The organism is Rhodococcus sp. ENV425, from assembly GCF_002887785.1.
In the GTDB taxonomy this organism is placed as follows: Bacteria; Actinomycetota; Actinomycetes; order Mycobacteriales; family Mycobacteriaceae; genus Rhodococcus; species Rhodococcus aetherivorans.
Map to the genome: position 1 here is coordinate 1 of NZ_PCZU01000032.1, position 14464 is coordinate 14464.

The window sequence follows — 14464 nt, forward strand, 5'->3', positions numbered from 1 at the left end:
GCTGCCGTACTTCTCGTTCATGACGTTCCTGATCGCGGTGCCCACCGGCGTGAAGTTCTTCAACTGGATCGGCACCATGTGGAAGGGCCAGCTGACATTCGAGTCGCCGATGCTGTTCTCGGTCGGCTTCATCGTCACCTTCCTGTTCGGCGGCCTGTCCGGCGTCATCCTCGCCAGCCCGCCGCTCGACTTCCACGTGACGGACTCCTACTTCGTCATCGCGCACTTCCACTACGTGCTCTTCGGCACCATCGTGTTCGCCACCTACGCCGGCATCTACTTCTGGTTCCCGAAGATGACCGGGCGCATGCTCGACGAGCGTCTCGCCAAGTGGCACTTCTGGCTGACCTTCCTCGGCTTCCACACCACGTTCCTGGTGCAGCACTGGCTGGGCAACGAGGGCATGCCGCGCCGCTACGCCGACTACCTGCCCTCGGACGGGTTCACCACCCTGAACATCATCTCGACCGTCGGTGCCTTCGTGCTCGGCGCCTCGACCCTGCCGTTCCTGTGGAACGTGTTCAAGAGCTACCGGTACGGCCAGGTCGTGACCGTCGACGACCCGTGGGGTTACGGCAACTCCCTCGAGTGGGCGACGAGCTGCCCGCCGCCGCGGCACAACTTCACCGAGCTGCCGCGCATCCGCTCGGAGCGCCCGGCGTTCGAGCTGCACTACCCCCACATGGTGGACCGCATCCGCGCCGAGGCGCACGTCGGTCCGGGCAGCAACAAGCACAACCATGTGGCGCTGAGCGAGGGTGCCGAGAGGACCCCCGCCGACCGCTGATCCGCACACCGGATCGACGCTTCCCGAGGCCCCGCCCGTCCCGACGGGCGGGGCCTTGCGCATTCTTCCGGGGTGGACCCCTGCTCGTTCGGCACCCCGTTCACCTGGCACAATGAGTGAGCATGTGCCGCGACGAACGAAGGATCGGAGACGTAGGTGGCGTCTGACACCGCGATGCTGGTGACTGTGACGGGGCCGGACCATCCCGGCGTGACCTCTGTGCTCTTCGCGGCGCTCACCCGGCACGAGGTCGATCTGCTCGACGTCGAGCAGGTCGTGATCCGGGGCCGGCTCACCCTCGGTGTGCTGGTCTCCTGCCCCGCCGATCCCGATGCCCTGCAGGACGAGATCGAGGCCGCCATGGCCACCATCGGCATGCACGCCCAGGTGCAGACCGGTGTCGAGCCGGGTATCGGCTCGACCGTGTCCACCCACGCCGTTGTGGTCCTCGGCAGTCCCGTCAGCGCCCGGGCGCTGCGTTCGGTGGGTCGTGAGCTCGCGCGGCAGGGCGCCAACATCGACTCGATCCGGGGCATCGCCGACTATCCGGTGACAGGTCTCGAACTCATGGTGACCGCGGCCGACCCCGGCGCCGAGGCCGACGTCCGATTGCGCGCCGGGCTCGCCGAGGTCGCCGCAGGCCTCAGTGTCGACATCGCCGTGGAGCGCGCCGGTCTCGCCCGCCGCTCGAAGCGGCTGATCGTGTTCGACGTCGACTCCACCCTCGTCCAGGGCGAGGTCATCGAGATGCTCGCCGCGCACGCCGGCGTGGAGGACAAGGTCCGCGCCGTCACCGAGGCCGCGATGCGCGGGGAGATCGACTTCACCGAGTCGCTGAACCAGCGGGTGGCGACCCTGGCCGGGTTGCCCGCGTCGGTGATCGACGAGGTCGCCGAGAACCTCGAGCTCACCCCCGGCGCCCGGACCACCATCCGCACGCTGCGCCGGCTCGGCTTCCGATGCGGCGTCGTCTCCGGTGGCTTCCGGCAGGTCATCGACGGCCTCGCCCACGAACTCGAACTGGACTTCGTCCGGGCGAACACGCTCGAGATCGTCGACGGCAAGCTCACCGGCCGCGTCGTCGGCGAGGTGGTGGACCGTGCCGCCAAGGCCCGTGCCCTGCGGGAGTTCGCCGCCGAGGCCGGCGTGCCGATCGAGCAGACCGTCGCGGTCGGCGACGGCGCCAACGACATCGACATGCTCGGCGCGGCAGGGCTCGGAATCGCCTTCAACGCCAAGCCGGCGCTACGCGAGGTCGCGGACACCGCGCTGTCCCACCCGTACCTGGACGCGGTGCTGTTCGTCCTCGGCGTCACCCGCGACGAGGTGGAGGCCGCCGACCGGGTCGACGGCACCCTGCGCCGCGTGCCCCTCGACACCGGTGCCTGAGGCCACGGCCCCGCTCGGTCCCGACGTCGTGGCTCGCCACGGTGCGGATGTCGTGGCTCGCCACGGTGCGGATTTCGTGGCGCGCCACGGTGTCCTCGCCCGCGGCTACGGGCATCGACCGGACCCGGAGGACCCCGGGGCGGTGCTCGCGATGCCGATCGTGCTGCACATCCCCAAGCAGGATCCGCCCTCCCGTAGCGCGCTGCTCGAGGCTGCTGCGATGGCGACGATCGCGCTGTGCCTGGACCCACGCGTCGGGACCGGGCCGGCCGGTGAACCCGGCCCGTGGCGCGAGCCCTACCTCGCGTGGACCGACGCGCGCATCCGCAAGGTCAGCCGTCGCGCCCGCGGTGCCCAGTGGCGCGCCGCGCAGGAGGTCGACGGAATCACCGTCGAACACCGGGGGGCACACTCCCGGGCACTGGTCCCGGGGCCCGTCGGCGCTCTCGATCCGCGCATCTCGCGGCTGCAGATCGGCGGCACGGATCTGCCCCACGACACCCCGGGCGATCCGCCCGCCGGAGTTCCGGTGCTGTGGATCGACGCCGCGCTCGGCATGACCGTCGGGAAGGCCGCGGCACAGGTCGGCCACGCCGCGATGCTGTTGGCCGGGGCCCTGGACGTCGAGCGCGCCGGCGCATGGGCCGACTCCGGATTCGTGTGTGCCGTGCGCGACGCCGACCCCGCCCGGTGGCGGTACCTGACGGAGCGGGTCGACGCCGGCACCGCCGTGGCGGTACGGGACGCGGGATTCACCGAGGTGGCGCCGGGGTCGGTGACGGTCGTCGCCGTCCCGGGCTGATCACGTCGCGATCCGGAACACCAGCAGCGTCGGCCCGGTCAGCGGGAACGTCGAGCCGGCGGGCAGCGGCGTGAGATCCGCGGGCTCTCCGTCGAGGGAGCTCGAGTCGAAGGCGCACACCATCGCACCGTGGTACCACTCGGCCCGGCCGAGGGTCAGGGTGGTGGGGCCGCCTGCGTGCAGCACGAGCAGGCCGCTGCTGTCCGTCAGCGGAACGCCCGCGCGGGTGACCGTGCCCAGCTGCGAGCCGTCCACCCACGCCTGCAGCGTCCGCCGGTTCTCGTCGAGCCAGTCCGCCTCCTGCAGTTCCCTTCCGTCCGCGCCGAACCACACCAGGTCGGGGTAGCCGACCTGGCGGGCCCTGCCGTCGAAGAAGCGGCCCTGACGCAGCACCGGCACCACTTTGCGCAGACGCAACGTCTGCCGCACGAACTCGACGAGTTCCTGGTCCGCGTGCTCCCAGTCGAGTGGCCAGGCGTCGCGGACCGGGACGTCGGCGGGCACGCAATAGGCATTGTTGTTGCCGCCCTGGGAGTGCCCGAACTCGTCGCCGGCGAGCAGCATCGGGGTGCCGGTCGACAGCAGCAGGGTGGCGAGCAGCGCACGCACGTGCCGGGCCCGGGCGGCCACGATCCGCGGATCGTCCGTGGGTCCTTCGACGCCGTGGTCGACGGATTCGTTGTTGTCGCTACCGTCACGGCCCTGTTCGCCGTTGGCCTCGTTGTGCTTGCGCCGGTAGCTGACGAGGTCGGCCATCGTGAAACCGTCGTGCGCGGTGACGAAGTTGATCGACATCCACGGCCGGTGGGTGTGCCGGCCGTAGAGGTCCTCCGAGCCCGCGAGCCGGGAGGCGACCTCCCGGATTCCCGCACCGCGCGCCCAGAAGCGCCGCACCGAGTCGCGGTAACGATCGTTCCACTCCGACCACTGGGGACCGATGTTGCCGAGCTGGTAGCCGGGCAGGGTCGCATCCCAGGGCTCGGCGATCAGCTTGAGCCGGGTCAGGACGGGGTCGGTGGTGATGGCGGTGAACACCGCCGCCCGGGGATCGAAGTCGCCGCCTCGCGGCCGGGCGAGCGCGCTGGCCAGGTCGAACCGGAAGCCGTCCACACCCATCTCCGTCGCCCAGTACCGCAGGCTGTCGCAGATCATCCGCACCGCCACCGGGGAACTGCCGTCGACGGTGTTGCCACAGCCCGTCAGGTCGATGTCGTGGCCGGTGGCGTCGAGGAGGTAGTAGCCGGGCGCGTCGAGGCCGCGCCAGGACACGTGCGGGCCGTCCACCGACCATTCGCAGGTGTGGTTGTAGACCACGTCGAGGATCACCTCGAGGCCCGCCTCGTGGAGCGTGTCGACCATCGTCCGGAACTCCGCGATCTCGTTGCCGGGGGTGGCCGCGTAGCCCGGGTGGGGCGCGAAGTACGACGCGGTGGAGTAACCCCAGTGGTTGCGCATGCCGCGATCCCGTACGGGTGGTTCGGTGAGGAAGGCGTGCACGGGCAGCAGTTCGACGGCGGTGACCCCCAGGCCGACCAGGTGTTCGAGCACGGCCGGCGCCGTCAGGCCCAGATAGGTGCCGCGCCACTGCTCGGGGACGGCGGGATGGCGGGCGGTGTAGGAGCCGACGTGCAGTTCGTAGATCACCGTCTGCTCCCACGGCGTGCCGGGACGGTTGTGCCGGGCCCGGCCGGGGTTGTCGGCCACCACCGACAGCGGTGTGTGGCCGAGGGAGTCCACGGTCGACGCATCGCCGAACGGGGTGCGCTCGTAGCCGAGCAAGCGGGCCGTGTCGCCGATGTCGCCGGTCAGCTGCCGGCCCCACGGGTCGAGCAGCAGCTTGTGCGGATTGGCACGTAGCCCGGTCCGGGGCTGCCACGCGCCGTGCACGCGGTAGCCGTAGCGCTGGCCCGGGCGGACCCCCGGCACCGCGCCGTGCCAGACGCCGTACGTCTTGTCCGGCAGGTCGATGCGTTCCTCGCGGCCGGCGTCGTCGATCAGGCAGAGCTGAACACGGCTGCCGTGGGGCGCGTGCACGGCGAACCGCGTCCCGTCGTCGCCGGGGAAGGCACCCAGCGGGAAGGGACCGGCGTCGGACCGGGCGACGGCAGGTCCGACCGGCGGCTCGCCGGGTGCGGGGGAGGGGTGCGGTGGAGGCGAGGGGTACGACACGGAAGCGATCCTGCCGTGAACCGCTCGTGCGCGTACGCAAAGATGGTCGGCGTGGCAAAACCTGATCCCGATCTGCTCATCGAATTCGACGACGTGCTCGTGCGGCGGGGCGGCAACGTCCTCGTCGGTCCCGTGTCCTGGAAGGTGGAACTCGACGAACGTTGGGTGATCCTCGGTCCGAACGGGGCGGGTAAGACGTCGCTGCTGCGGGTGGCCGCAGCGGAGACATTCCCCACATCGGGGACGGCGCACGTGCTGGCGGAGACGTTCGGGAAGACCGACCTGTCCGAGCTGCGGCCCCGGATCGGGATGTCGTCGTCGGCGCTGGCGAACCGTGTGCCGGGCGACGAGAAGGTCGTGGACCTGGTGATCTCCGCGGGGTACGGCGTGCTGGGGCGCTGGCGCGAGCGGTACGACGAGGTGGACAGCGCACGCGCCGTGGAGATGCTCGAAAGCCTCGGCGCCGAGCATCTCGCCGACCGCACCTACGGCACGCTCTCCGAGGGTGAGCGCAAGCGCGTGCTCATCGCCCGGGCGCTGATGACGGATCCGGAGTTGCTGCTGCTCGACGAGCCCGCCGCCGGCCTGGACCTCGGTGGTCGTGAGGAGCTCGTGGCGCGGCTCGGCGTGCTGGCGGCCGACCCGGACGCTCCGGCGATCGTGCTGATCACCCATCACGTGGAGGAGATCCCGCCGGGCTTCACCCACGCGATGCTGCTCAAGGAGGGGCAGGTGGTGGCGCAGGGTCTGCTCGACGACGTGATCACGGGTGAGAACCTCAGCGATGCGTTCAGCCAGGCGATCACGCTCGACAAGGCGGACGGCCGGTTCTTCGCGCGCCGCACGTACCAGCCCGGGAGGCACCGCCGCGCGTAGCGGAGCGGAGCCGCGGCCGAGGTCACCGCCGCGCGGAGCCGCCGGGTGGGTGAGTTGTGTGTCACGTCATGCCGTAACTTGTGAGTATGGCTATCGAACGTTCGGGAGAACCCGCGGGTGCAGCGGCGATGCCGCTCAAGGATGCCTCGACGGTGATCCTCGTCCGGGACGGCGACCGTGGCGTCGAGGTGTTCCTGCTGCAGCGCGTGCGCGGCATGGCGTTCGCCGGCGGCATGACGGTGTTTCCCGGCGGCGGCGTCGACCCGTCGGACAGCGCTGCGACGGTGGCGTGGACGGGACCGCCCGTGCCGTGGTGGTCGGAGCGGTTCGGCACCTCCGAGACGCTCGCGCAGGCGCTCGTCCTCGCGGCCGTGCGCGAGACGTTCGAGGAGTGCGGGGTGCTGCTCGCCGGTGCGACACCGGACACCGTGGTGGCGGACACGACACCGTTCGGGGAGGCCCGCAGGCAGCTCGAGGCTCGGGAGCTCACCTTCGGCGAGTTCCTCGAACGTGAGGGGCTGGTGCTGCGTGCGGACCTGTTGCGGCCGTGGTCGAACTGGATCACGCCGGTCGGAGAGGGTCGTCGCTACGACACGAGGTTCTTCGTCGCGGCGGCTCCCGAGGGACAGATCGCCGACGGCGAGACGAGCGAGGCCGACGAGGTGCGGTGGCAGACTCCGCAGGAGGCGATCGCGCACTGGCAGGAGGGCGGCAGTGTGCTGCTGCCCCCGACCTGGAGCCAGTTGACGGCCCTGTCACGGTTCGGCTCGGTCGCGGAGATCCTCGCTGCGGAGCCGCAGATCACGCCGATCCTGCCGACCCGGATCACCTGGGAGGGACAGCTCCGGGTGGAGTTCCCCGAGCAGGACGGCTACTACGAGGCGGGGCCGCATCCGTGGGCCGCCCGGGATGCCAACTAGCCTGTGCCTCATGGCTGAATTCGTGACACTCGAGGTCTCCGACGGTATCGGCACCATCCGGCTCGACCGGCCGCCGATGAACGCACTCAACCGGCAGGTGCAGGAGGAGATCCGGGCCGCTGCGCGCGAGGCGACCGTGAACTCCGACGTCAAGGCGGTGATCGTCTACGGCGGTGAGAAGGTGTTCGCGGCCGGCGCGGACATCAAGGAGATGGCCGAGCTGAGCTACGTGCAGATGAGCGAGATCATCGCGGATCTGCAGTCGGCGCTGGGGTCGGTGGCGGAGATCCCGAAGCCGACGGTGGCCGCGATCACCGGCTACGCGCTGGGGGGCGGCCTGGAGCTCGCGCTGGGTGCGGACCGGCGGATCGCCGGCGACAACGCGAAGGTCGGTGTGCCGGAGATCCTGCTCGGCATCATCCCGGGCGGCGGCGGAACGCAGCGCCTCGCCCGCCTCGTCGGCCCGTCGAGGGCGAAGGATCTGGTGTTCACCGGCCGCTTCGTCGGTGCGGCCGAGGCCCTGCAGATGGGGCTGGTCGACGAGGTCGTCGCCCCGGACGAGGTGTACAACGCGGCGCGCGCGTGGGCGTCGCAGTTCAGCCGGGGCGCCACCCGCGCACTGGCGGCGGCCAAAGCCGCGATCGACCAGGGCCTCGACACCGACCTGGACACGGGGCTGAAGATCGAGCAGCACGTCTTCGCCGGCCTGTTCGCGACGAAGGACCGCACGATCGGCATGGAGTCCTTCGTCGCCAACGGCCCGGGTAAGGCCGAGTTCGTCGGGGAGTAGGCACCCCGGAACTGGAACTTGTTCATTCCTTACCGATGGGTAGGATGCCCTTCATGACTGCAAGCAGGACCGACGGGGTCGACCCCGCGCCGAACCCGCACGCCACTGCCGAGGAGGTGGCGGCCGCCCTTCGGGACACCAAGCTCGCGCAGGTGCTCTACCACGACTGGGAGGCCGAGACCTACGACGAGAAGTGGTCGATCTCCTACGACGAGCGCTGCATCGACTACGCGAAGGGTCGTTTCGACGCCGCCGCCGGTGACCAGCCCCTGCCGTACGAGCGGGCCCTCGAACTCGGTTGCGGCACCGGCTTCTTCCTGCTGAACCTCATGCAGGCCGGAGTGGCGAGGACCGGCTCGGTCACCGACCTGTCGCCCGGGATGGTCAAGGTGGCGCTGCGCAACGCCGGGCACCTCGGCCTCGACGTGGACGGCCGGGTGGCCGACGCCGAGACGATCCCGTACGACGACGACACCTTCGACCTCGTCGTCGGTCACGCGGTGCTGCACCACATCCCCGACGTCGAGCAGTCGCTGCGGGAGGTGCTGCGGGTGCTGAAGCCGGGCGGCCGGTTCGTCTTCGCCGGCGAGCCCAGCACGGTCGGGAACTTCTACGCGCGCTGGCTCGGCCGCCTCACGTGGGAGGCCACCACCAACGTCACGAAGCTGCCGTTCCTGCGGGACTGGCGGCGGCCGCAGGCCGAACTCGACGAGTCCTCCCGTGCCGCGGCGCTCGAGGCGGTCGTCGACCTGCACACCTTCGACCCGTCGGACCTCGAGCGGACGGCGGCTTCGGCCGGCGCGGTCGAGGTGAAGGCGAGCAGCGAGGAGTTCGCGGCCGCGCTGCTGGGCTGGCCGGTCCGCACATTCGAGGCCGCGGTGCCCGCGGAGAAGCTGGGCTGGGGCTGGGCGCGCTTCGCGTTCGGCGGGTGGCGCACGCTCAGCTGGGTGGACGAGAAGGTCCTCAGGCACGTGGTCCCGCGCAGCTTCTTCTACAACGTCATGATCACCGGCGTGAAGCCCGGCAAGTAGTGTGGGCTACGCGTTCACCCTCGCCGACGTCGCGTACCTGCGTTCGTCGCAGGGCGCGGCCGATCTCGCGGAGGTGGCCGCCCGGGACCTGTCCGCGCGGACGCGCCTAGCCGACATCGGCTGGGCGCGTACGCGTTTCGCCGACCTGACCGCGCCGCTGACCGAGACGGTGCTGTTGCGCCGCAGGGCGGTCGCGAAGCTGCCCGCTGCCGGCGGCTGGCTGTTCACCGACGACGCGCTGCAGCAGGCGACGCCGGCGTCCGTCGCCGCGCATCGGGCCCGCCGGCTCGCCGGCCGGCGCGTCCACGACGTGACGTGCTCGATCGGCGCCGAGCTGGCGGCCCTGGTGGGGGTCGCGGAGGCGGTGGTCGGCAGCGATCTCGACCCCGTTCGCCTCGCGATGGCCGCCCACAACGTCCCCGGGGCGGCGCTGGCCCGCGCCGACGCGCTGCGCCCGATCACCCGCGGTACCACCGTGATCGCCGATCCGGCCCGCCGATCCGAAGGCCGGCGCACGCACGACCCGGCGGCCCTGATGCCGCCGTTGCCCGACCTGCTCGACGCCTACGCCGGACGCGACCTGGCCGTCAAGTGTGCCCCCGGACTGGATTTCGATGCGCTGGACTGGGCGGGGGAGGTCGAGGTGGTCTCGCTCGACGGCGGCGTCCGCGAGGCATGCCTGTACTCCCCGGGTCTGGCCACGCCGGGCGTGCGGCGACGGGCGAGTGTGTTGCGTTCGGACGGCGCCGTATTCGAGATCACCGACGCGGAGCCGGACGAGATCCCCGAGCGGGAACCGGGGGAGTGGATCGTCGATCCCGACGGGGCGATCGTGCGTGCGGGGCTGGTGCGGCACTACGCGGCCGCCCACGGCCTGTGGCAGCTCGATCCGCGGATCGCGTATCTCACCGGCGACACCCTCCCCGCGGGGGTGCGGGGATTCCGCGTTCTCGATCGACTGAAGTACACGGAAAAGACTCTCCGGCAATCGCTCTCGTCGATGGACTGTGGGGTGGCGGAGATTCTCGTGCGAGGGGTCGACGTCGATCCGGCGGTGCTCCGGCCGCGGCTGAAGCTGCGCGGATCGCGGTCGCTGAGCGTCGTGCTCACGCGGATCGGCCGCACCCCGACGGCGTTCGTCTGCGAACCCAGTCGCTGAGCCCTGTCCCGGCCGGGTGGGTCGTTCCGGTGCGGGTCTTGATATGCAAGCAAATACTTGCGTATTCTCGACGGTGTGGTCGACGTCTTCAAAGCGCTGGCGGATCCGACCCGGCGGGCCATCCTGGACGAGCTCGTCGACCGGGACGGCCAGACGCTGTTCGAGCTGTGCACACGACTGATCTCGCGGCACGGCCTGGGCTCGTCCCGGCAGGCGATCTCGCAGCACCTGGCGATCCTCGAGGAGGCCGGGCTGGTCCGGACCCGCCGCGAGGGGCGATCGAAGTTCCATCATGTGGACGTTGCGCCACTGCAGGGCCTCGCCGACCGATGGACGGTCGCGCATCGAAAGGAGTCGCAGTGAAGGTCACCCTCACCAGCGTGTTGGTCGACGACCAGGACAAGGCGCTCGCCTTCTACACCGACGTCCTGGGTTTCGTGAAGAAGACCGAGGTCCCCCTGGGCGAGGCGCGGTGGCTCACCGTCGTCTCGCCGCAGCAGCCGGACGGGCCGGAACTGGTCCTCGAGCCCGACGGCCATCCCGCCGTCCGGCCGTTCAAGGAGGCCCTCGTCGCCGACGGTATCCCGTTCACCTCGTTCGCGGTCGACGACGTGCGCGCCGAGTACGAGCGGTTGCGCAGCCTCGGGGTGCGATTCACCCAGGAGCCCCTCGAAATGGGCGGCATCACCACCGCCGTCTTCGACGACACCTGCGGCAATCTCATCCAGATCGCCGGCTGAGCCGTCGCCGCCCGCGGCGAAAGGTCAGCGGAGCACGTACACGTCGCCCGGCAGCGTCGCCGTGACGAACTCGCCGGCCGGCCCGACCGCGGTGCCGACCGAGAATCCGGCCGCGTCGGGCAGGGTCTCCTCGTCGAGCGTCTCCCCGCTGGCGGCGTCGAACACCAGCGCGGCCAACCCGTCGTCGGCTCGGGCCACTGTGTATCCGATGCCGTCGGCGGTCAGCGCCGGCACCCCCAGCTGGCGCACGTCGCCGCGGCGCCACACGAGTTCGGCCGCCTCACCGGTGTCGCGCAGCGCCACCAGGTCGCCGGTCCGGCCCCCCGGCGCGAGGATCAGCAGTCCGTCGGCGGACACCGCCGGTCCGGCGGAGGCCGTGTACCCGAGGTCGTGGCTCCACCGCGGCGTCCCGGTCCCGGCATCGAGGGCCCACAGGGCTCCCTCGCCGTCGTGCACGTACACCGTGGCGCCGTCCGCGGACAGCACGGGACTGGTCGTCGCGCCGCCCGGAAGCTCCGGCTGCGACCACTCCTCGACCACCCGCGCATCGTCGCCGCCGGTGTAGCGCATCGACACGACGGCGGCGCGATCGGCGCCCGGCCGCCACAGCGTCACCAGAATCCGGCCGGTCCCGAGATCGACCGCCGGGGTGGTGGCCACCGGGCAGTCCTCCGATCCGCCGAAACATGCGGCCAGACCGTGGTCGTTGGGCAGCCGCGGCACGTTCGTCCCGTCCGCCACCCCGGGGGTGGGCACGAGGTCGAAGATCGGGGCGGCGTGCCTGCCCGTCTGCGGGTCGAGCACGTTGACCTGACCGAAATGCGTGACGAACACGAGGTTTCCGTCGCCGGTGAACTGTGCGGTGCCCGGCGTCCCGCTCACCGGGATCCGCCAGCGCCGCTGGCCGTGCTCGTTGAACGACACCATCGCCCCCTCCTCGCCGACGTAGATGTTGGCCACGCCGTCGGCGGTGGGCGTCACCCCGGTGACGCCCGGCGCGAGGCGGGTGCACCAGCGCTTGCGGCCGGTGTCGATCTGGAACGAGACGAGGTTGCAGCCGGCGGCGGTCGCGGCGGTGACGAAGATCTGTCCGTTCGCCGCGACGCTCGCGGGCGCGGTGACGGCGCCGCCGAGCGGACGTGACCAGGCGGGCGCGAGGTCGCGCAGCCCGTCGGCGGGCGCGGTGTTGCTGTTGCGGGCGTCGGCGTACCGACCCGGCCACGCCCCGGCGGCGAGGACGTCGACCGGGCCGCCGTCGCTGCCGCATCCGGTCAACACCAGTGCCGCCGAGGCCGTCAGCATCACCGTCCGCAGGGCAGCCCGCATCACTCATCTCCTCGCCATGGCTCGAATGACCCGATGGGCCACACTATCGGGCCGGGTGGCGCACTCGATGCGCGAGGCGGACCGTACGCTGGCAACCATGACGAGCATGTGGGGCGCACCGTTGCGCACGAGGTGGCGGGGTTCTCGTCGGCGGGACCCCGATCAGGCCCGATTCCTGACCGTCGATTCGCTGCGATGGGTGCTGGCGCACAAGGCGTACACGCCGTGGTACCTGGTCCGGTACTACCGGCTCGCCAAGTTCAAGCTCGCCAACCCGCACGTGATCCTGCGCGGCATGGTGTTCCTCGGCAAGAACGTCGAGATCCATTCCGTCCCCGAGCTGTCCCGGCTCGAGATCGGCCGGTGGGTGCACATCGGCGACGGCAACGCCATCCGCTGTCACGAGGGGTCGCTGCGCATCGGCGACAAGGTGGTCTTCGGCAAGGACAACGTCGTCAACACCTACCTCGACATCGAGATCGGCGCCTCCACACTCGTCGCCGACTGGTGCTACATCTGCGACTTCGACCACCGCACCGAGGACATCACGTACCCGATCAAGGATCAGGGGATCGTCAAGAGCCCCGTGCGGATCGGACCCGACACCTGGATCGCGACGAAGGTCACGGTGCTGCGCGGCACCCGCACCGGCCGCGGCTGCGTCCTCGGTGCGCACGCGGTGGTCAAGGGCGACATCCCGGACTACAGCATCGCGGTCGGATCGCCGGCCAAGGTGGTCAGGAACCGCCGCACGGACTGGGAGTCCGGTGCCGCCGACCGGGCCGCGTACGTCGCCGCGCTCGAGGACATCGCGCGCAAGAAGGCGGGCCGCGAACCGGCGGCGGAACCCGGTTCCTGATCCGGGGCGCCTGCGATGGACTACGCCGACTACCGCCGCTACGACGCCGTGGGGCTCGCCGAACTCGTCACCCGCCGCGAGGTCACGCCGCGCGAACTGCTCGACGCGGCCCTCGCCCGGCTCGACGCGGTGGAGCCCACACTGAACACCGTCGTGCGCCGGCTCGACGAGCAGGCGCGCAGCCGGGCCGCGGAGCGCCTCGAGGGTCCGTTCGCGGGGGTGCCGTTCCTGGTCAAGGATCTTCTCCAGGACGTCGCGGGGATTCCGACCGGCAGCGGGAGCAGGTCCCTGGCGGAGCTGCCCGCCGTGCGCAACGCGGTGGTCGTCGATCGCTGGCTGGACGCGGGCCTCGTCCTCTTCGGCAAGACGAACACTCCGGAGTTCGGGGTCAAGGGGGTGACCGAGCCGGTGGCGAACGGTCCCACCCGCAACCCGTGGAATCCCGCGCACACGCCGGGCGGGTCCTCCGGCGGATCCGCGGCGGCGGTCGCCGCCGGCGTGGTCCCGGCGGCCGGCGCGAACGACGGCGGCGGCTCGATCCGCATTCCGGCCGCCTGCTGCGGGCTGGTCGGGCTCAAACCGGGCCGGGGCCTGGTGCCGAGCGGACCCGAGGTGGACGAGGACCGGCACGGGGCGGTCAGCAACGGGGTCGTCACGCGCACGGTGCGCGACGCGGCAGCCATGCTCGACGTGCTGGCCGGTCCGGACCCGAACGGGCCCTATCTCACGGCGGCACCGCAGGAGTCGTATGCGTCCGCGGCGAGTACCCCACCGCGGACGCTGCGCATCGGGTTCGCGACGGACTCCCCGATCGGCACCGGCGTCGACCCGGAGGCCGTCACGGCCGTCGAGAACGCCGCGGCGCTGCTCGCCGAGCTGGGCCACGCCGTCGAACCCGCGGCGACGGGGATCGACGAGCGGCGGCTGTCCACCGACTGGCTGACGATGTGGTTCGCCTGGCTCGCCGCCGACGTCCGGCAGGCGCGCCTGCGCACCGGGTGCGCCCCCGACGCGTTCGAGCCCGACACGCGGTTCCTCGCCGCGCTCGGCGACTCCGTGCGGCCCTCGGACTATCTCGCCTCGCTGCGCCGGTGGAACGGGTATACGCAGCAGCTCGGCGCGTTCCACGAGCGGTACGACCTGCTGCTCACGCCGACCCTGGCGTATCCGCCGGCGCGCGTGGGGGAACTGGCCACGCCGCCCGCGCTCCAGGGGGCCGCGCGCCTGATCGTGACGGCGCGGCTGGGCCGCGCGGCGCGGTGGGCCGGGCTGATGGACCGCATCGTCGACGAGAACCTCGCCCGGACGCCGTACACCCAGCTCGCGAACATCACCGGGCGCCCGGCGATCTCGGTGCCACTGCACTGGACCGCGGCGGGATTGCCGTTGGGCGTGCAGTTTCTCGGGCCGCTGGGCTCGGAGGGACTGCTGCTGTCGCTCGCGGCACAGCTCGAGCGGGCCCGGCCCTGGGCGCACCGCGAGCCTCCGCTGCTGCCGTCCCGGTGACGCGGGCCGGCAGCGCCGGTCACCGGCCGGGCAACGGCCGCTGGGGAATCGTCGGTCGCGGAAGCGGATGGCGCACACGACGTTTCGCCTCCGAGTACACACGGGCGGTC

14 protein-coding genes are annotated in these 14464 nt (G+C 71.5%); 12 read left to right on the top strand and 2 right to left on the bottom strand.

Going from position 1 to position 14464, the window contains the following annotated elements:
* The 3 genes from CQZ88_RS01835 to CQZ88_RS01845 form a co-directional block, all read left to right on the top strand.
* On the top strand, positions 1-787 hold a 787-nt coding region (locus CQZ88_RS01835; RefSeq protein WP_180986923.1), incomplete at its 5' end, for a cbb3-type cytochrome c oxidase subunit I.
* Between the two features lie 174 nt (positions 788-961).
* Positions 962-2176: a phosphoserine phosphatase SerB gene (gene serB / locus CQZ88_RS01840; protein WP_170914110.1), complete on the top strand. Its 1215-nt coding sequence runs from the start codon at positions 962-964 to the stop codon at positions 2174-2176.
* Positions 2177-2204: 28 nt separating this feature from the next.
* Positions 2205-2978, top strand: coding sequence for a peptidyl-tRNA hydrolase (locus tag CQZ88_RS01845; protein ID WP_180986925.1), 774 nt, complete (start codon positions 2205-2207; stop codon positions 2976-2978).
* On the opposite strand, the gene glgX is transcribed toward CQZ88_RS01845, so the two are convergent.
* Complete coding sequence (glgX, locus tag CQZ88_RS01850) at positions 2979-5147, bottom strand: glycogen debranching protein GlgX (RefSeq protein ID WP_374703802.1); 2169 nt, start codon at positions 5145-5147, stop codon at positions 2979-2981.
* A gap of 42 nt (positions 5148-5189) precedes the next feature.
* Between glgX and CQZ88_RS01855 the strand changes: the two genes are divergently transcribed.
* From CQZ88_RS01855 to CQZ88_RS01885, 7 genes are all read left to right on the top strand, one after another.
* Complete coding sequence (locus tag CQZ88_RS01855; RefSeq protein WP_037201771.1) at positions 5190-6023, top strand: ABC transporter ATP-binding protein; 834 nt, start codon at positions 5190-5192, stop codon at positions 6021-6023.
* A gap of 86 nt (positions 6024-6109) precedes the next feature.
* Complete coding sequence (locus CQZ88_RS01860; RefSeq protein WP_029544471.1) at positions 6110-6943, top strand: NUDIX domain-containing protein; 834 nt, start codon at positions 6110-6112, stop codon at positions 6941-6943.
* A gap of 10 nt (positions 6944-6953) precedes the next feature.
* A complete protein-coding gene (locus CQZ88_RS01865) occupies positions 6954-7733 on the top strand; it encodes an enoyl-CoA hydratase-related protein (protein ID WP_006933175.1) in 780 nt (259 codons plus the stop codon).
* A gap of 53 nt (positions 7734-7786) precedes the next feature.
* On the top strand, positions 7787-8764 hold the full coding sequence (locus tag CQZ88_RS01870) for a class I SAM-dependent methyltransferase (protein ID WP_006933177.1): 978 nt from the start codon (positions 7787-7789) through the stop codon (positions 8762-8764).
* A gap of 1 nt (position 8765) precedes the next feature.
* The gene (locus CQZ88_RS01875; RefSeq protein ID WP_102799160.1) at positions 8766-9923 is read left to right on the top strand and encodes an SAM-dependent methyltransferase; all 1158 of its coding nucleotides are present in this window, start codon (positions 8766-8768) and stop codon (positions 9921-9923) included.
* 75 nt (positions 9924-9998) lie between these two features.
* The gene (locus tag CQZ88_RS01880; protein WP_006933181.1) at positions 9999-10286 is read left to right on the top strand and encodes a helix-turn-helix transcriptional regulator; all 288 of its coding nucleotides are present in this window, start codon (positions 9999-10001) and stop codon (positions 10284-10286) included.
* Positions 10283-10663: a VOC family protein gene (locus tag CQZ88_RS01885; RefSeq protein ID WP_006933183.1), complete on the top strand. Its 381-nt coding sequence runs from the start codon at positions 10283-10285 to the stop codon at positions 10661-10663. The genes CQZ88_RS01880 and CQZ88_RS01885 overlap by 4 nt, the downstream gene beginning before the upstream one ends.
* A gap of 24 nt (positions 10664-10687) precedes the next feature.
* On the opposite strand, the gene CQZ88_RS01890 is transcribed toward CQZ88_RS01885, so the two are convergent.
* A complete protein-coding gene (locus CQZ88_RS01890; RefSeq protein WP_102799161.1) occupies positions 10688-11989 on the bottom strand; it encodes a PQQ-binding-like beta-propeller repeat protein in 1302 nt (433 codons plus the stop codon).
* Between the two features lie 97 nt (positions 11990-12086).
* On the opposite strand from CQZ88_RS01890, the gene CQZ88_RS01895 reads away from it, so the two are divergent.
* Complete coding sequence (locus CQZ88_RS01895) at positions 12087-12848, top strand: acyltransferase (protein ID WP_029544462.1); 762 nt, start codon at positions 12087-12089, stop codon at positions 12846-12848.
* Positions 12849-12863: 15 nt separating this feature from the next.
* The gene (locus CQZ88_RS01900; RefSeq protein WP_050035420.1) at positions 12864-14354 is read left to right on the top strand and encodes an amidase; all 1491 of its coding nucleotides are present in this window, start codon (positions 12864-12866) and stop codon (positions 14352-14354) included.
* Positions 14355-14464: the final 110 nt, after the last annotated feature.